16 protein-coding genes and 1 pseudogene are annotated in these 15,927 nt (G+C 72.7%); 14 read left to right on the top strand and 3 right to left on the bottom strand.

Features of this window, described 5'->3' with window-relative positions:
* Window positions 1–143 precede the first annotated feature (143 nt).
* The 7 genes from BSB02_RS16270 to BSB02_RS16300 all read left to right on the top strand — a co-directional run bounded on the left by BSB02_RS16270 (window position 144) and on the right by BSB02_RS16300 (window position 7,892).
* Window positions 144–1,523: a cytochrome P450 gene (locus BSB02_RS16270; RefSeq protein WP_143590750.1), complete on the top strand. Its 1,380-nt coding sequence runs from the start codon at window positions 144–146 to the stop codon at window positions 1,521–1,523.
* On the top strand, window positions 1,520–2,365 hold the full coding sequence (locus BSB02_RS16275) for a terpene synthase family protein (RefSeq protein ID WP_084959724.1): 846 nt from the start codon (window positions 1,520–1,522) through the stop codon (window positions 2,363–2,365). The genes BSB02_RS16270 and BSB02_RS16275 overlap by 4 nt, the downstream gene beginning before the upstream one ends.
* Before the next feature lie 62 nt (window positions 2,366–2,427).
* Complete coding sequence (locus BSB02_RS16280) at window positions 2,428–3,963, top strand: prenyltransferase/squalene oxidase repeat-containing protein (protein WP_084959726.1); 1,536 nt, start codon at window positions 2,428–2,430, stop codon at window positions 3,961–3,963.
* Window positions 3,964–4,164: 201 nt separating this feature from the next.
* Window positions 4,165–6,567 carry a sensor histidine kinase gene (locus BSB02_RS16285; RefSeq protein WP_240506460.1) on the top strand — a complete coding sequence of 801 codons (2,403 nt, stop codon included), beginning with the start codon at window positions 4,165–4,167 and terminating at the stop codon, window positions 6,565–6,567.
* Window positions 6,564–6,971, top strand: coding sequence for a roadblock/LC7 domain-containing protein (locus BSB02_RS16290; protein ID WP_084959728.1), 408 nt, complete (start codon window positions 6,564–6,566; stop codon window positions 6,969–6,971). Before BSB02_RS16285 ends, BSB02_RS16290 begins: the two co-directional genes overlap by 4 nt.
* Entirely contained in the window at window positions 6,968–7,327 is a 360-nt protein-coding gene (locus BSB02_RS16295; RefSeq protein ID WP_084959730.1) for a DUF742 domain-containing protein, read from the top strand. Before BSB02_RS16290 ends, BSB02_RS16295 begins: the two co-directional genes overlap by 4 nt.
* The gene (locus tag BSB02_RS16300; RefSeq protein ID WP_084959732.1) at window positions 7,308–7,892 is read left to right on the top strand and encodes a GTP-binding protein; all 585 of its coding nucleotides are present in this window, start codon (window positions 7,308–7,310) and stop codon (window positions 7,890–7,892) included. Before BSB02_RS16295 ends, BSB02_RS16300 begins: the two co-directional genes overlap by 20 nt.
* Window positions 7,893–7,905: 13 nt before the next feature.
* Here BSB02_RS16300 and BSB02_RS16305 read toward each other — a convergent pair whose 3' ends face one another.
* Window positions 7,906–8,361: an Lrp/AsnC family transcriptional regulator gene (locus tag BSB02_RS16305; RefSeq protein WP_084959734.1), complete on the bottom strand. Its 456-nt coding sequence runs from the start codon at window positions 8,359–8,361 to the stop codon at window positions 7,906–7,908.
* A 113-nt stretch (window positions 8,362–8,474) separates the two neighbouring features.
* On the opposite strand from BSB02_RS16305, the gene BSB02_RS16310 reads away from it, so the two are divergent.
* The 3 genes and pseudogenes from BSB02_RS16310 to BSB02_RS16320 form a co-directional block, all read left to right on the top strand.
* A complete protein-coding gene (locus tag BSB02_RS16310; protein ID WP_240506461.1) occupies window positions 8,475–8,960 on the top strand; it encodes a DUF2000 domain-containing protein in 486 nt (161 codons plus the stop codon).
* Between the two features lie 72 nt (window positions 8,961–9,032).
* Window positions 9,033–9,587, top strand: coding sequence for a YdeI/OmpD-associated family protein (locus BSB02_RS16315; protein ID WP_084959736.1), 555 nt, complete (start codon window positions 9,033–9,035; stop codon window positions 9,585–9,587).
* 449 nt (window positions 9,588–10,036) lie between these two features.
* Window positions 10,037–10,249: pseudogene (locus tag BSB02_RS16320) on the top strand (PadR family transcriptional regulator); the annotation flags it as partial.
* 42 nt (window positions 10,250–10,291) lie between these two features.
* On the opposite strand, the gene BSB02_RS16325 reads toward BSB02_RS16320, so the two are convergent.
* A complete protein-coding gene (locus BSB02_RS16325) occupies window positions 10,292–11,227 on the bottom strand; it encodes an alpha/beta hydrolase (RefSeq protein ID WP_084959740.1) in 936 nt (311 codons plus the stop codon).
* Between the two features lie 239 nt (window positions 11,228–11,466).
* On the opposite strand from BSB02_RS16325, the gene BSB02_RS16330 reads away from it, so the two are divergent.
* The 4 genes from BSB02_RS16330 to BSB02_RS16345 all read left to right on the top strand — a co-directional run bounded on the left by BSB02_RS16330 (window position 11,467) and on the right by BSB02_RS16345 (window position 14,896).
* Window positions 11,467–12,348: a helix-turn-helix domain-containing protein gene (locus BSB02_RS16330; protein ID WP_084959743.1), complete on the top strand. Its 882-nt coding sequence runs from the start codon at window positions 11,467–11,469 to the stop codon at window positions 12,346–12,348.
* Window positions 12,349–12,681: 333 nt separating this feature from the next.
* Entirely contained in the window at window positions 12,682–13,290 is a 609-nt protein-coding gene (locus tag BSB02_RS16335; protein ID WP_084959745.1) for a dihydrofolate reductase family protein, read from the top strand.
* 53 nt (window positions 13,291–13,343) lie between these two features.
* Entirely contained in the window at window positions 13,344–13,667 is a 324-nt protein-coding gene (locus BSB02_RS16340; RefSeq protein ID WP_084959746.1) for a YciI family protein, read from the top strand.
* Window positions 13,664–14,896: an RNA polymerase sigma factor gene (locus tag BSB02_RS16345; RefSeq protein WP_084959748.1), complete on the top strand. Its 1,233-nt coding sequence runs from the start codon at window positions 13,664–13,666 to the stop codon at window positions 14,894–14,896. Before BSB02_RS16340 ends, BSB02_RS16345 begins: the two co-directional genes overlap by 4 nt.
* A 391-nt stretch (window positions 14,897–15,287) precedes the next feature.
* Here the strand turns inward: BSB02_RS16345 and BSB02_RS16350 are convergent.
* Window positions 15,288–15,927, bottom strand: a 640-nt coding sequence (locus BSB02_RS16350) for an RNA-guided endonuclease InsQ/TnpB family protein (protein ID WP_143590752.1), incomplete at its 5' end; no start/stop codon positions are given.

The raw sequence follows: 15,927 nt of genomic DNA on the forward strand, positions 1-15,927 counted from the left end.
AGGGCCCGTGCGCGGCCACCTCACCCGGTGGTTCCGCGCCTCATGACCGCAATTCCCCAATTGGGCGATCTTGAGAGGCATTGTCCGATCATGTGATACTCCGCTCAGCGCTCTTTGTGACCTCTGAGCCCGTGGAGGCTTCCGTGTCGATCGGCGTGCAGGCGGCCCCGAGCCGAGGCGCCCGCGTGATCCCGTTCATGCGCCTGCTGGCCCGCCACCCCCGCGCCGCCGTCCGCGCCTTCGAGACAGCCGGCCGGCAGGCCGACGGAGAGCTCGTCAGGCTCGGCATGGGCCCCTTCCGCCCCTACCTGGTGACCCACCCCGACCACGTCCAGCACGTCCTGCGCGCCAACCAGGCCAACTACGTGCGCCAAGGCATGTTCTGGGACCCGCTGGCGCCCCTGCTGGGCGAGGCCATCCTGTCCGACGGCCCCGTGTGGGCGGCCAGCCGGCGCATCCTGCAGCCGCTGTTCACCGCCCGCCACATCGCCTCCCTGGCCGGCCGGATGGCCGGCCTGGTCACCGAGCTGATCGAGGCGACGGTACGGCCCGGCCGGCCCTTCGACGTCCTCGACGGCATGTCCCGCATCGTCCACCCGGTCATCGTGCGGCTCTTCTTCGGCGACAAGATCACCCACGCGGACATCGCCCGCCTGATGCCCGCCTACCACGACGGGGTGACCGCCACCTCCATCCGCCTGGTGCTGCCCTTCGTGCCGCAGGGCTTCCCCCTGCCGGGCGACCGCAGGTTCCGGCGGGCGATCGCCACCATCGACGGCGTCGTCTACCCCCGGATCCGGGCCGCCAGAAGCACCGGCCAGGACGGGACCGACGTGCTGTCGGCCCTGTGCAGGGCGCTGGAGGCCGACAGCCGGAGCGACGCCGACCAGCCGTGGCAGGACGAGGAGCGCTGGCTGCGCGACAACCTGGTGTCCATGCACGGCGCCAGCACCGAGACGACGGCGACCGCGCTGAGCTGGATCTGGCCCATCCTGCAGCAGCACCCCCAGGTCGCCGAACGGCTGTACGCGGAGGTCGACCGGGTGGTGGGCGGCGACCCGGTCGGTCCCGAGCACCTGCCCGAGCTGCGCTACCTGTCGCGGGTGGTCAGCGAGCTGCTGCGGCTGTACCCGCCGGGCTGGATGCTGCCCAGGCTCGCCCTGGAAGACGACGTGATCGACGGGGTGCGCGTCCCCGCCGGGGCGACGGTGGTGATCAGCCCGTTCCTGTCGCACCGGCTGCCCCGGTTCTGGGAGGACCCGCTGCGCTTCGACCCCGACCGCTTCACCGGCGAGCGCGAGGAGCGCCGCCACCGCTACGCCTACTTCCCCTTCGGCGGCGGCCCCCACCAGTGCCTGGGCTCCCACCTGTTCCTCATGGAGGCGCAGCTGCTCATCGCCGCCATCGTCAGCCGCTACCGGGCCGTCGTGCACGCCGACGGCCCGCTCACCCCGCAGCTGGCCTCCTCGCTGCGGCCGCGCAAGGGCCTGACGATGACGCTGATCCCCCGCGAGCGGACGTGAGCGCGCTCACCGCCCACGCCCGGCTCGGCCGGATGTGCGCCGTCGGCGTGGAATGCGGGCGCCGCCTGGCGGGCTGGGCACGCGCCCACGCCGCCGCCCTGCCCGGCGCCGCCTTCGACGGCGGCATGCTCACCGCGCTCGGCCTGGTGTGCGCCACGGGATCGCCGCACGCCACCGTGGAGGACCTGGAGACGGTCAGCCGGGCGGCGCTGTGGGTGTTCGCCGTCGACCACGCCGTCGAGACCACCCGCCCCGAGCCGGTGATCGAGGACTGCCTGCGGGCCGCGGCGGGCGGGCAGCCGGCCTCGCCCGTGGCCGTCATGCTCGCCGACCTGCGCGCCGGCCTGGCCGCGCGGCCCGCCTTCCCCGGCCACGCCGAGGCCTGGCAGGACCAGCTGGAACGCACGCTGACCGCCATGGCCCGCCAGCAGCAATGGCGCGCCGAGCAGGCCCGGCTCACCCTGGAGGACTACCTGCGGGCCGCCGACAGCTGCGGCGCGGCGCTGGTCAACCTCAGCCACTGGATCGCCACCGGCGACGCCTGGACCCTCGCCCACCTGGAGCAGGCGCGCCAGGCCGGCGACCACGTGCAGCGCTACCTGCGGCTGCTCAACGACCTGGCCGGCGCCGAACGCGAGGAACGCCGGGGCGACGCCAACGCCCTGCGCTTCGGCATCACCCGCGAGCAGCTGCACGAGGCCATGGCCGACCTCGCCGCGCGGGCCGAGGGCCTGCTGGCCCCGATCCGCGCGGGCAGCCCGGCGACCGCCGCCTACTTGGAACATCAGATGGCGTTCAACACCGGCTTCTACGCCGGGTCGGACTACTGGGGGTCCAGCTGACGACCGCACCGCCCAACCTCGACACGTCCCGATCCGGCCACGCGGCCCGGCTGCTGGAGGAGATGATGGCCCGCCCGTGGGGCCAGGTCTCGGTGTCGGTCTACGAGACCGCCCGCCTGCTGGGCTCCGCGCCGTGGCTGGAGGGCCACGACCGGCGCCGGGCCTGGCTGCTGGCCGCCCAGCACGCCGACGGCTCCTGGGGCGGCCCCGACGGCTACGCCGTGGTGCCCACCCTCAGCGCCGTCGAGGCCCTGCTGGCGTCCGGCGGCACGGCGGAGGAGAGCGCCGCCCGGCGCGGGCTGGCGTGGCTGGCCGACCGCCTTCCGCGCCTGCACCGCCTGCCCGACATGCCGGCCATCGACCTGACCGTGCCCTCCCTCGTCGAACGGATCGCCGCCCGCGCCCACCGCCTGCCGCTGCCCCGCGGCCTGACCACCCGCCGGCTGGACCGGGTACGGCAGGCCGCGGCCGGCGGGGCCGCGCTGCCGGACAAGCTGCTGCACGCCTGGGAGGCCCTCGGCCCCGCCGTCCCCCCGCCGCCGGCGGCGGCCCGCCAGCTGCGCACCGGCGGCCTGGTGGGCGCCTCCCCCGCCGCGACCGCCGCCGTCCTGGCCGGCAGCCGCGCCGGCAGTCACGCCAACGGCCGCGCCGACAGTCACGCCGGCAATCACGCCGGCAGTCACGCCGAGAGCACGGCGGCGGCCTGGCACCTGCGGCAGATCGCCGGCCGCTTCGGCGGGCCCGTGCCGGTCGCGGTGCCCATCACCGTCTTCGAACGCGCCTGGGTGCTGAGCTGGCTGTCGCGCTGCGCCGTGCCGTACACCCCGGTGCCGGAGATGGTGGCCGACCTGCACGCGGCCATCGGCCCCGCGGGCACCCCGGCGGGCCCCGGGCTGCCGGCCGACGCCGACACCACCGCGGTGGCCCTGCACGCGCTGGCGCTGCTCGGCCTGCCCCACCCGCCCGACAGCCTGCTGGCCTTCGACACCGGCGAGCACATCGCCACCTGGCCGGGCGAGGACGGCGCCTCGGTCACCGTCAACGCCCACGCCCTGGACGCCCTGACCGCCTGGCTGCGCCACACGCCGGGCGACGCGCGCCGCTTCGGCCCGGTGGCGGCCCGGCTGACCGCCTGGCTGCTGGAGCGGCAGCACCCCGACGGGTGGTGGGAGGACCGCTGGCACGCCTCGCCGCTGTATGCCACCATGTCGGCCGCGCTGGCGCTGGCCGAGGACTCCCCCCACCTGGAGCAGGACACCCGCGTCCGCATCCGGGAGGCGCTGCGCCGCGCCCACGACTGGATCATGGCGGCCCAGCGCCCCGACGGCACCTGGGGCCGGTGGGACGGCACCGCCGAGGAGAGCGCCTACGCGGTGCTCACCCTCCTGCTGCCCCCGGCCGATCCCTCCCGAGTGCGGGCCGCACGGCGAGCCGCCCCCGCGCTGACGGCCGGAGCCGACCGCGCCGACCATCCGCCGCTGTGGCATGACAAGGATCTTTACAGCCCCCTCGCCGTCGTCCGAGCGGCGATCACGGCCGCGTGTCACCGCCTTGAGCTGGCCGTACCCGCCGCACGCGGCCAGGGCGGGCCGGGGTGAGCCGCCTGCGACCCTGAGCGGGCGGCTTGAGCCTCCCGCCCATTGATCGCTAAGGTGTGCCGAGTGCTACGTGCGCGACACCGACGGCTGCGAGGCCGTCCCCCCGAGGCAAGCGACACCACCACCGGCTTAGCCGGCGAGCACCGTCCCCCGGAGCGTTATGAGGACCGGCCCGGGGAGCGGCCGCAGCGGGTCACCCGCGTGCGCGCGAAGGTCGTCGCGCTGCTGGCGTCGCTGACGGCCCTGTGGGCCTTCTCCGCCTGGGTCACCGTCGGCGACGGCGTGAACCTGCTGTGGGCCACCACGGTCGACGGCAACGTCGTCCAGCCGAGCGAGCCGCTGCTGGAGGCCCTGCAGGGCGAGCGGCGGCTCACCGTGACCCAGCTCGCCGCCTCCCGGCGCGACCCGCAGCTGCCCAGCCAGCGCGCCGACACCGACCGGCTCATGGGCGCCTTCGCCGCCTCGGCCCGGTCCGGATCCACCCGCTGGGCCGCCGACGAGGTGCTCAACCGGCGCATCGAGCAGGTGCTCGGGCAGCTGGCGGACCTGAAGGCGCTGCGGCAGCGCGTCGACGCCGGCCGCCTGACGCGGCAGGAGGCCCAGGACGCCTACGACGAGCTCATCGACGGCTTCTACCGCATGTACGACGCCGTCGCCGCGCTGGACGACAAGGACATCGCCCGCGACGGCCGCGCGCTGGCGGCCCTCAGCCGGGCCGGCGAGCTGCTGGCCCGCCACGACAGCCTGGTCAGCGGCATGCTGGCCACCGGCCACCTCACCGACGCCGACCGGGCCGCCGTCATCGAGTCCGCCGCCGTCTACCGCTACGCGCTGGACCAGGCCGCCTCCCAGCTGCCCGACCAGGACCGGCAGGCCTACCAGGGGTGGGCGGCCAGCCGTCCGGTCACCCAGCTGCACGCATTGGAACGCGGCCTGACCGACGGCGCAGCCCCGGGCGTGGTGGCCGCCGGGCAGTGGCGCGCCGCCGCCGACGCCGCCCAGATCGGGCTGAACACCGTCATCTACGCCGGCGGCGACCGGCTCGTGGAACGCGCCGCCCCGATGGCCGTCCAGGTCGTGGCCCGCCTGCTGCTGGCCGGCGTGCTCGGCCTGGTGGCCGTGGTGGCCAGCGTCGTCATGACGCTCACCACCACGCGAACCCTGCTGGGGCAGCTGCGCCGGCTGCGGGAGACCGCCCACGAGCTGGCCGACCACCGGCTGCCCAGCGTGGTCGAGCGCGTCAGCCGCGGCGAGGACGTCGACCTGGCCCGCGAGGCGCCCGCCCTGGACTTCGGCGACAACGAGATCGGCCAGGTCGCCCAGGCCTTCACCACCGTGCAGCGCACCGCCCTGGAGGTGGCCGCCGGGCAGGCCGCGCTGCGCGTCAGCCAGCGCGACACCCTCACCAGCCTGGCCCGCCGTACCCAGGGCCTGGTCAACCAGCAGATCACCGTGCTGGACGACCTGCAGCGCCGCCACACCACGCCCGAGGAGCTGGAAGGGCTCTTCCGGCTGGACCACCTGGCCAGCCGGCTCAGGCGCAACGCCGAGAACCTGCTGGTGCTGGCCGGGGCGACCCCGGCCCGGTCCTGGCGCAACCCGGTGCCGATGCTGGAGGTGGTGCGCGGCGCCCTGGCGGAGATCGACGGCTACACCCGCGTCAGCATCATGCCGCTGGGCGAGGTCCACCTGGCCGGCAAGGCCGTCGGCGACGTGGTCCACCTGCTGGCCGAAATCATCGAGAACGCCACGTCCTTCTCCCCGCCGCATACCACGGTCACCGTCGCCGGCCAGTACGTGGCCAACGGGTACGCGCTGGAGGTCGAGGACCGCGGCCTGGGCATGCCGCCGGAGGACCTGGAGGAGGCCAACCGGCGCATCGCCGACCCGCCCGAGTTCAAGATCACCGGCTCGGCGGCGCGGCTGGGGTTCCACGTGGTCAGCCAGCTGGCCGCCCGGCACGACATCAAGGTCACCCTGCGCCCGTCGGCCTACGGCGGGACGACCGTGGTGATCCTGCTGCCGCCCGGCCTGGTCACCGGCGCCCCGGCGCGGACCGGCGACGCCCAGTCACACACCGGGGACACCCAGTCACAGGCCGGAGGCAGCCAGCCACGCGCCGGAGACGCCTCGCCCCGGGCCAGCGAGCCGCCGCCCGTCCTGCCGCCGCTGCCGCGCCGCGCGCCCGGCGCGGGCGTCCCGGAGGGGGTCATCCCGGAGACGGCCGCCCCGGAGCCAGCCAGGCCCGCTCCCGCTGCCCCGGCGGCGCCGCCGGCCGTCCCGGCGCAGGGCACCGCCGAGCCGCGAGGTGACAGGCCCGCTCCCGCGCCGGGCACGGCCGAGCCGCGCCGGGAGCCCGCCGCGCCCGAGCGCACCCCCGGCGGCCTGCCCATGCGCGTGCCGCAGACCCACCTCGCCCCCGGCCTGCAGGACCAGGAGCCCCCCGCCACACCCGCCCGCCGTCCCGCCGCCGTCCCGCCCGACGACGCCGAAGAGATGCGCGCCCGCCTGTCGGCCCTGCAGGCCGGCACCCAGCGCGGCCGCGACCACGCCCAGCAGCTCCTCACGACCGATTCCCCCTCCGACCCCGCGGAGCCGACATGACGCGCATCGAGCTGGACTGGCTCCTGGACGACCTGGTCACCCGGGTCTCCGACATCGACCACGCCATCGTGCTCAGCGGCGACGGGCTGGTGCTGGCGGCGTGCGCCCGCCTGTCACCGGCCGACGCCGAGCACCTGGCGGCCGTCGCCGCCGGGCTGCACAGCCTGGCCAAGGCGGCCGCCGACCAGGTGGGCGGCGGCCTGGTCCGCCAGACGCTGGTGGAATGGGAACGCCACCTGCTGCGCCTGACCATGGCCGGCGAGGGCGCCTGCCTGGCCGTGCTGGCCCGCCGGGAGGTGGACCTGGGCCTGCTCGCCTACGAGATGGAGATGCTCATCGCGCGGGTCGGCCAGTACCTGTCGTCTCCGGCCCGCACCATGCCGGGCGGCACGGTGAGCCGATGACCCATCAGCGTCCCGACCGATCCACCGATCCCGGGCTGCTGCGGCCCTTCGTGGTCACCCGCGGCCGCACCAAGCCCGCCCAGGCCACCTTCACGCTCATCACGCAGGTCATGGCGATCGCCCCGGCGCCGGCCGACGGGCTGGACCCCGAGCACCTGGCCATCATGCGGCTGTGCGCCGGCCCCGTCAGCGCCGCCGAGCTGGCCGCCGATCTCGACCTGCCGCCGGGGGCCGTCTACGTGCTGCTCGACGACCTGCTCCGCCAGGGCCTCATCGCCGTGCAGAACCCCCGGCCGACCGACCACGACGACGTCAACACCTTCAAGGCGGTGATCGATGGCCTCCGCGCCCTTTGACCAGCGCATGCCCATCGCGATCAAGATCGTGATCGCCGGCGGCTTCGGCGCCGGGAAGACCACCATGGTCGGCGCCGTGTCCGAGACCCGCCCGCTGCGCACCGAGGAACTGCTCACCGACCTCAGCGTCGGCATCGACGACACCACCGGGGTCAGCGGCAAGACCACCACCACCGTGGCCATGGACTTCGGCCGCATCACGCTGGGCAGCAGGCACGTGCTGTACCTGTTCGGCACGCCCGGCCAGGAGCGGTTCTGGTTCTACTGGGACGACCTGGCCCAGGGCGCGCTGGGCGCCGTCGTGCTGGCCGACACCCGCCGCCTGGCCGACTGCTTCCCCTCGGTGGACTACTTCGAACGGCGGGGCACGCCGTTCATCGTCGCGGTCAACTGCTTCGACGACGCGCCGCGCTATGAGGTGGACGAGATCCGGCTGGCCCTGCAGCTGGACCCGGCCGTCCCCATCGTGCTGTGCGACGCCCGCGACCGCGCCTCCTGCCGCGACACCCTGATCACCCTGGTCGACCACGCGATGAAGCGTAAGCAACCCCACCCCGTCGCCTGATCGCCTCTCGAGCTCAGGTGACGGGCGCGATCCGGTGGTTGCGGATGTGCTCGTAGACGATCGAGGTGCGCACGTCGGCGACCTCCGGCCGCTCGGTGAGCCTGTCGATCACGAACGCATACAGGCTGGCGTTGTCGGGCACCGCGACGTGCACGATGAAGTCCTCCGTCCCGGTCGTCACGTAGACGCCCAGGGTGTCGGGCAGCGCGCTGACCCAGTTGCGGAAGCCCTCGATGTTGCGCCGCGACGGGGGACGCACCCGGATGGCGATGAGCGCCTGGACCGGGCGCCCGATCGAGGGCAGGTCCACGTCGAGGATCGCGCCCCGGATGACGCCCTTGCGGCGCAGCGCCCGCGTGCGGTCCAGCGCCGTGGTCGGCGAGACCCCGACCGCCGCGGCCACCTCGCGGTTGGTCTTCCGTGCATCCGCCTGCAGTTCCCGCAGGATCGCCGTATCAAGTTCGTCCATGACCGCCCAAACGCTCCTTTCTCCGATACAAATACGGATTTATTGAAGTCTAGCTGCATATAAGCCTAGCCTTGTGCGCGTTGGTTCGGATATGTGAACAGGAGTGAGCCACTGTGACCGACGAACGCGCGGTGAACACGGCCATCGGTTTCGCCCCCGAGGAGATCGACCTGGCCTCCCCCACCCGTGCCGCCCGGCTCAAGTGGGTGATCGTGATCGACGAACGGCTGCCGCCCGGTCGCGCCGTCAACGCCGCAACCTGCGTGGCGGCGGCGACCTCGACGGCGGTGGCCGGAATCCTGGGTCCCGACGCCGTCGACGCCGACGGGGTCACGCACCCCGGACTGCCGTGGGCGGGCTGCTCAGTGCTGGTCGCGGACGCCGCCACGCTGCGCGCGATCCGCGGCAAGGCGGCCTCCTCCGCGGGCTGCTTCGTGGCCGACATGCCGGCCCAGGCCCAGCACACGCGCGTCTACGCCGACTACCTGGCGGCGATGAAGGAGATCGCGGCCGACGATGCGGAGTACTACGCCGTCAGCGTCGTGGGCCCGCGCAACCGGGTCGACAAGCTCGTCGGCAGGCTACCCCTGATGCCTTGAGGAACGATCCCTTCCTCAAGGGCTCCTAGGGTGTACGGCACAGCGACCGACACAGCCTGGAGGTCAGGGGCGATGATGCACTTCACCGACGCCGCCGAGTGGGAGGCCTGGCTGGCGGAGCACTACCAGGAGGAGGGCGGCGCGTGGCTGAAGATCGCCAAGAAGGGCGCCCCCGTCGCCGGGATCACCATCGGGCAGGCGCTGGAGGTCGCGCTGTGCTACGGCTGGATCGACAGCCACCGCAAGGCCTGTGACGAGCACTTCTTCCTCCAGCGCTACTCGCGCCGCCGCAAGGGCAGCCCGTGGTCGCGGGTCAACGTCGAGAAGGTGGAGGCGTTGACCGCCGCGGGACGCATGCGGCCGCCGGGCCTGGCGGAGGTGGCCGCCGCCCAGGCCGACGGCCGGTGGGAGGCCGCCTACGCCGCCCAGCGCAACGTCACCGTCCCGCCCGACCTGGCCGAGGCGCTGGCGGCCTGCCCGCGGGCCGTCGCCCGCTTCGAGGAGCTGGACAAGACCGCGCGTTACCGGCTGATCCTGCCGCTGCTGAAGGCCAGGACGCCGGCCGGACGCGCCGCCCGCCTGCGGCGGGCGATCGACGGCCTGTGCGCCGAGCCGGGCACGCCTTAGCCGAGCAGGCCGCGGGGCCCGCCGGCATGCGAACGCGCGGGGCAGCGGGTCCGGCGGACGCCGCGCCGCCAGACCCCGGCGATGGCCTCGGGCCCGGGTGTGACGTAGCGAATGGCGCAGTCGGCGGAGGTCGAGTCCGGCGTACTTGTTCGGGACGACGTGGGAGCGGTCGTAGCCGAGATCACCGCGCAGGAGGCCTTGTCCGGGCTGGAGAGGCGCACGTGATGCCGCGGTCGGTGAACGTGCGGGTCAAACGCCCGGACGGTCGTCCCATCCGGGTCCGGGTACCGGTGCTCCCGGTGGTGCTCGTGCTTTCACCGTCTGCGCGTTGCCCGGCACCCGATTCGACGTCGAGCAGGGCCGTACGGCTGTGCTCGTGGCCGTCCGATAGGAGAGGTTGACCATCTGGGCCCTGCGTCCCAAAACCCACACCACCGCAGGTCAGAGGCATATTCCTTGGATTTCCACGGCTGGAGATCATCGGCAGGGAGAAGACCTACGGGTACGCCATCACGCGCCGGCTGAACGAACTCGGCTTCGCCGACGTCGTCGAGGGAACGGTGTACACCATCTTGCTGCGGCTGGAGAGGAACGGGCTCGTCCAGGTGACGAAACGACCGTCCGCGCAGGGCCCGCCGCGCAAGTTCTATGCCCTCAACGACGGGTGAAGCGGGCCCACTTGAACAGTTCCCAGTTGTCCCGGGTCAGAGGTGCTTCTTGTAGAAGGGGATGAGGTGGTCCAACGCGACCTTGACCGGCTTGGGCTGGTCGTAGAGGTCGTAGTGCGAGGCGCCTTCGACGACGACGAGCTCCTTGTCCTTGGAGGCGGCGCGGCCGTAGAGCTCCATGCCGGTGCGGTAGGAGCCGAAGGCGCCCGGCCGGTCGCCGATCACGACGCACAGCGGCTGGGTGAGCAGCACCTCGGCTCGGTCGAGGGCGTCCCAGCCGGCCAGGGCGGCCTGACGCGAGAACAGGAAGCTGGTGGCGCCGTGCGGCTTGCGGCCTCGATCCGTCTTGTAGTACTCGGTCGCCTCGCACAGGTCGATGTCGGTCAGGCCGGCCTCCTTGGCCGCCTCCGGCGACGGGGGAAGCAGGTCGTTGACCACCCTGTCGGCGCCGCGGGCTTCGGCCGTGCGCTGAGCGGCGATGGCCTCCAGCGCGCCCAGGGGGTCGTAGTTCACGAAGCCCTCCCGCATGAGCCGGCCGACGTTGCCCGGGACGACGGCGCCCAGCGCCTTGATCCGGCGCTCGGTCATCGCGGCGCCGATGGCGTATCCGCCTCCGCCGCAGACGGCCAGGACACCGATCCGGTTCTCGTCCACATACGGCTGCGTGACCAGGTAGTCGATCACGTAGCTGAAGTCCTGCATCCGGAAGGCCGGGTCCTCGATGAACCTCGGTTCGCCGCCGCTGTCACCCTGGAAGCTCGCGTCGAACGCGATCGCGACCATACCCTCCTGCGCCAGCGCCGTGGCGTACACGTTGCCCGCGGTCTGTTCCTTGCAGCTGCCGGTCGGGTGGGCGCTGATGACCGTGGCGTACTTCCGCTTCTCGTCAAATCCCGGCGGGAAGTAGATGTCCGCCGCGAGGTCCCAGGCCAGCGCCTTGATGCGGACCGACTTGATATTGTCGTTTGCCATTGTCGTAGTCTCCTCCGTGGAGTGGGGCGGAACGCTCCCCGTTCCCGGGCACCGAACGGCCCGCGGCCGGCGCGCCCCATACTTCGTCGAGCGCGATCCCCGATGGGCCTTTCCCGCGCCGGATGTTCACGCGCTCACTACCGATAATCCGGCCGCCGAGCTGGCCCAGGAAGAGCGAGATTTATCCTGGGAAGAATCCTTCCCACCCTTTGAGGCGCGATCGATCGTAGGGTAAGCACATGTCCGCCACGTCGGCCGCGCTGCAAGAGCTCGGCCAGTTTCTGCGCAGCCGGCGCAGCCAGCTTCAGCCGCGCGAGGTCGGGCTCGCACCACGAGGCGGCGAACGGCGACGCGTCAGCGGGCTCCGCCGTGAGGAGGTCGCCCAGCTGGTCGCCATCAGCACCGACTACTACACCCGCATCGAGCAGGGCCGGCTCCCCCCATCCGAGCCGGTCTTCGCCGCACTCGTGCGAGCGCTGCGGCTGGACGAGGAACAGTCCGACTACCTGCTCAAGCTCCTCGCCCGCGCGGGCACGCCGCCGGCGCGGGCGCGCGATCGCACGCGGGCGCCCCGACAGCCCGTCCGCCCGCAGCTCGCCCGCCTGCTCGGACAACTCGATCGCGTGCCCGCCCTGGTGTTCGGACGGTATCTCGACATCCTGGCCTGGAACGACCTCGCCGCCGCCCTGCTGATCGACTTCGCGCAGATCGCCGAGCGCGATCGCAACTACGTCCGGCTGGTCTTCACCGACCCGACGCTGCGCGCCCGCTACCCCGAGTGGGAACAGGTCGCCCGCACGTGCGTGGCCGTGCTCCGCATGAACGCCGCCGACGACCCCACCGGCCCGGCACTCTCCCGGCTCGTCGGCGACCTGTCGATCGCCTCCCCGGACTTCCGCCGGTGGTGGGCCGAGCGCCGGGTCGCACATCAGAACTTCGGCACCAAGCTCGTCCGCCACCCGGACGTCGGCGACCTGACCCTGGACTGGGACAGCTTCCAGCAGGTCGGCAACCTCGATCAACAGCTCATCATCTGGTCCGCCGAACCCGGAACGGACGCCGAGCAACGGCTCGCCGAGCTGCGTAGGTCGATCAAGGGCGTAGGCAGAGACTCAGCCTAGGACACCCGTACACCCCTCAGCTCGTCGAGGCCGACCAGGCGGCTCTTGACCTGCGGTTCGGGCGAGGCGCGGCCGGGGTCTGGGCGTGGACGCGCGTGGCGATCCCCCGCGGTCATAGTTCTGGCGCTCGCTGGAATCCGGTTCCCGATCGTGCCGCCCCACAGCGACGAGACGGGCCCGGCCTTCTGTCGTGCTGCCGGATCGCCGGCGACCGGCCTACCGGAAAGTTTTTCAAAGAAATCCGGGAGGGGGTGTCGGATCGGGGCGGTGGTGTTCGTAGCAGGGGTGAGGCCGCCCGCAAAGGGGCGGCGCCAAGGCGAAGGAACCGCGATCATGAAGCTGACGACCATGACTCAGGTCACCGTCGATGGAGTGATGCAGGGAAACGGCGCCGCGTCGGATGACCGCAGGAACGGATTCGAGCGCGGTGGATGGGCCCTGGGGAAGGGCGACGACGAGACCAGGACGTTCATCACGCAGACCTACCAGCGCGCCGAGGCGTTCCTGTTCGGCCGGCGCACCTACGAGCTGTTCGCCGGCTCCTGGGGATCGATCGACCAGATGCGCGCGCATCCCATCGGTGTGGCCTTGAACGAGGCCCCCAAGTACGTCGCCTCGACCACGCTCACCGTGCCGCGTTGGGAGGACACGACCGTTCTCCGCGGTGACCTCGCGGCCGCCGTCGGTGAGCTGAAGGCCAAGCCCGGGGGTGAGCTGCAGGTGCACGGCAGTGGCGCCCTGATCCGGTGGCTGCTGGAGAACGACCTGGTCGACGAGATGACGCTGATCGTGATCCCGGTGATCCTCGGCCAGGGCGCGCGACTGTTCCCGCAGACCGGTCCAGATCTTGCGCTCGACCTGGTGGAGTCGCGGGTCGACTCGAAGGGCGTGACGATCCAGGTCTACCGGCCGGCCGGGCGCCCGCGGTACGCGACGGCCTGAAATCCCCGACCACCGAACCACGCTGTCTTGACACCACAGGAGATGATTTTCAGATGCGGTACCTGGTTTCCGTGATCGATGACAAGAGCAATCCCGGCAGCACGGACAGGCGGCCTGCCATCAGCGCGTTCAACGAACGACTGATCGCCGAGGGCTACTGGGTCTTCTCGGGCGGACTCGCGGACACCGACGCGGCCACGGTCGTCGACAACCGGGGCGAGCAGGCGGTGTTCAGCGACGGGCCGTTCGTGGAGTCGAAGGAGTACCTCGCCGGCGTCTGGGTGTGGGAGGTCCCCGATCTGGATGTGGCGCTCAAGCTCGCCGCCGAGGCGTCGAAGGTCTGCGATCGGAAGATCGAGGTGCGGCCGTTCCTGTGAGCGACGTCGAGGAGGCGGTCACCCGGGCCCACCACGACGAGTGGGCGCGGGTGGTGGCCGCCCTGGCCAGGCGTTTCGGTGACCTCGACATCGCCGAGGAGGCGGCCGCCGAGGCGTTCGCGACCGCCGTGGAGCGGTGGCCGGCCGAGGGCGTGCCCCCCAACCCGGGCGCCTGGCTGACCACCACCGCCAACCGCAAGGCCATCGACCGGATCCGGCGTGAGAACAAGCGCGACGACAAGCACAGGGAGGCTCAGATGGTCTACGACGACCCGCCCGAGCCTGTCGGCGCCATCGACGACGACCGGCTCCGGCTGATCTTCACCTGCTGTCACCCGGCGCTGGCGATGGAAGCCCGCGTGGCACTGACCCTGCGCATGGTCGGCGGTCTGACCGTGCCCGAGATCGCCCGCGCCTTCCTGGTGGCCGAGAGCGCCATGGGGCAGCGGATCACCCGCGCGAAGGCCAAGATCAAGGCGGCCCGCATCCCCTACCGGATGCCCTCCGCCGAGGACCTGCCGGCGCGCGTCTCCGGCGTCCTGGCCGTCCTGTTCCTCGTCTTCAACGAGGGCTACCTGGCCAGCGGCCCCGGCACCGATCCCGTACGGCACGAGCTGACCGCCGAGGCGATCCGGCTCACCCGCCTGATCCGTGCCCTCCTGCCGGACGACGGTGAGGTGGCCGGGCTGCTGGCGCTGATGCTGCTCATCGAGGCTCGCCGTACCGCCCGGGTCTCGGCCGGCGGCGAACTGGTCCCCCTGGCCGAGCAGGACCGCGGCGCCTGGGACGCGGAACTGATCGCCGAAGGCCATCGGCTGGTGCGCGAGCGCCTGGCCGCTGCCGCCGCCGGGGTGGCTCCGGGCCGCTACCAGATCCTCGCGGCGATCAACGCGGTGCACACCTCCGCCCGCGACATCCGCGACACCGACTGGTCGCAGGTCCTCGCCCTCTACGACCAGCTCGTCCGCCTCGACCCCTCGCCGATCATCGCCCTCAACCGGGCCATCGCCGTGGCCGAGCTCGACGGGCCGGAGGTGGCACTGGCCATCGTCGACCGCCTCGCCGAGGCGTTGGCCGGCTATCACGCCTACCACGCCACCCGCGCCGACCTGCTGCGCCGGCTGGGCCGCAGCCGGCAGTCACGCGCGGCCTACGACCGGGCCATCGAGCTGGCCGGCAACACCGGCGAGACCGCCTACCTCACCCGCCGCCGCGACCAACTGCATTGACGCGCTCGCCGCCGTGGACGGCGACGGTTCAGCCTGTGCCAGGCATGCGGCACTTCTGCGGCTCCCCGCTTCGGCGACCTGCGCCACCGAGGTGGGCTTACCGGGTCTCCACAGGCTTTCGAGCCTTGTGGCTCCGTTCCCGCCCGTCCGGCGGCACCTGACACGCCGGGTCATTCTCAGCTCCGCGGCACACCCGTCCCAGCCGTGCGGCGCGCTGGGCGGGGTCTGAGTGACCGTCCTGGTCAGCGGCACGACTGTCCCTTTCTCTCGTACGTGGTCTGCTCCACATGGCTTGGCCGTGTACGCCGGCGGCCGGTGTCACATGTGGGGCGGTGCTCTCCAGATTTGACGTCCTCCCCCTCGTGAACGAGGGAGATTCCAACCCACCGACCTACACGGGCAGGAGGACAGGTGGAGGTTCGCGGTGCACCGGCCCGCCATCGCAGGGCCCTTCCCGCGCAGACACGGCACGCCCTGCCGCCCTTGCGATATTCCTGGCCGCGTTCACATCGGCGTGGCCGGCGTAGCCGCAAGACCGGCAGCGAAACAGTGCTTGGCTCTCGCGACTGTTCCGCTCCACGGTCCCGCACGCCGAGCACCGCTGGCTCGTGAACGCGGGGTTGACCTTCACCACCCGGCCGGGCGCCTTGTGTTCCAGCCGCTCCGCCAGCTGTCCCCAGCCGGAGGCCAGAATGGCCCGGTTCAGCCCGGCCTTGGCCGCAACGTTCCGCCCCGGGGCCTGGCGGGTCCCCTTGGCCGAGCGGGTCATGGCGCGGACGTTGAGGTCCTCCACGGCGATCACGTCGAACTGCCACGCCAGGCGGGTGCTGGTCTTCTCCACCCAGTCCTTGCGCCGGTCGGCCTCCCGGGCCTTCAGCCGGGCGATCGCCGCGTTGACCTTCGCCCGCCGAAGCGAGCCGCGCCGGGCCCGGGCCAGCTTGCGCTGGAGCCTGCGCAGCCGGGCCTGCTCCGGTTCCCGCAGCGTGGGCGCGCTCAGCAACTCCCCGGTGGACAAGGCGGCGCTGACGACG

It is taken from the genome of Thermoactinospora rubra (assembly GCF_002093975.1).
Classification (GTDB): domain Bacteria; phylum Actinomycetota; class Actinomycetes; order Streptosporangiales; family Streptosporangiaceae; genus Nonomuraea; species Nonomuraea rubra_A.

Bases quoted from the DNA above. Each gene is read 5' to 3' on its own strand.
- BSB02_RS16280 (WP_084959726.1), top strand. From the start codon at position 2,428: ATGATGGCCCGCCCGTGGGGCCAGGTCTCGGTGTCGGTCTACGAGACC.
- BSB02_RS16290 (WP_084959728.1), top strand. From the start codon at position 6,564: ATGACGCGCATCGAGCTGGACTGGCTCCTGGACGACCTGGTCACCCGG.
- BSB02_RS16295 (WP_084959730.1), top strand. From the start codon at position 6,968: ATGACCCATCAGCGTCCCGACCGATCCACCGATCCCGGGCTGCTGCGG.
- BSB02_RS16300 (WP_084959732.1), top strand. From the start codon at position 7,308: ATGGCCTCCGCGCCCTTTGACCAGCGCATGCCCATCGCGATCAAGATC.
- BSB02_RS16305 (WP_084959734.1), bottom strand. From the start codon at position 8,361: ATGGACGAACTTGATACGGCGATCCTGCGGGAACTGCAGGCGGATGCA.
- BSB02_RS16315 (WP_084959736.1), top strand. From the start codon at position 9,033: ATGATGCACTTCACCGACGCCGCCGAGTGGGAGGCCTGGCTGGCGGAG.
- BSB02_RS16325 (WP_084959740.1), bottom strand. From the start codon at position 11,227: ATGGCAAACGACAATATCAAGTCGGTCCGCATCAAGGCGCTGGCCTGG.
- BSB02_RS16330 (WP_084959743.1), top strand. From the start codon at position 11,467: ATGTCCGCCACGTCGGCCGCGCTGCAAGAGCTCGGCCAGTTTCTGCGC.
- BSB02_RS16335 (WP_084959745.1), top strand. From the start codon at position 12,682: ATGAAGCTGACGACCATGACTCAGGTCACCGTCGATGGAGTGATGCAG.
- BSB02_RS16340 (WP_084959746.1), top strand. From the start codon at position 13,344: ATGCGGTACCTGGTTTCCGTGATCGATGACAAGAGCAATCCCGGCAGC.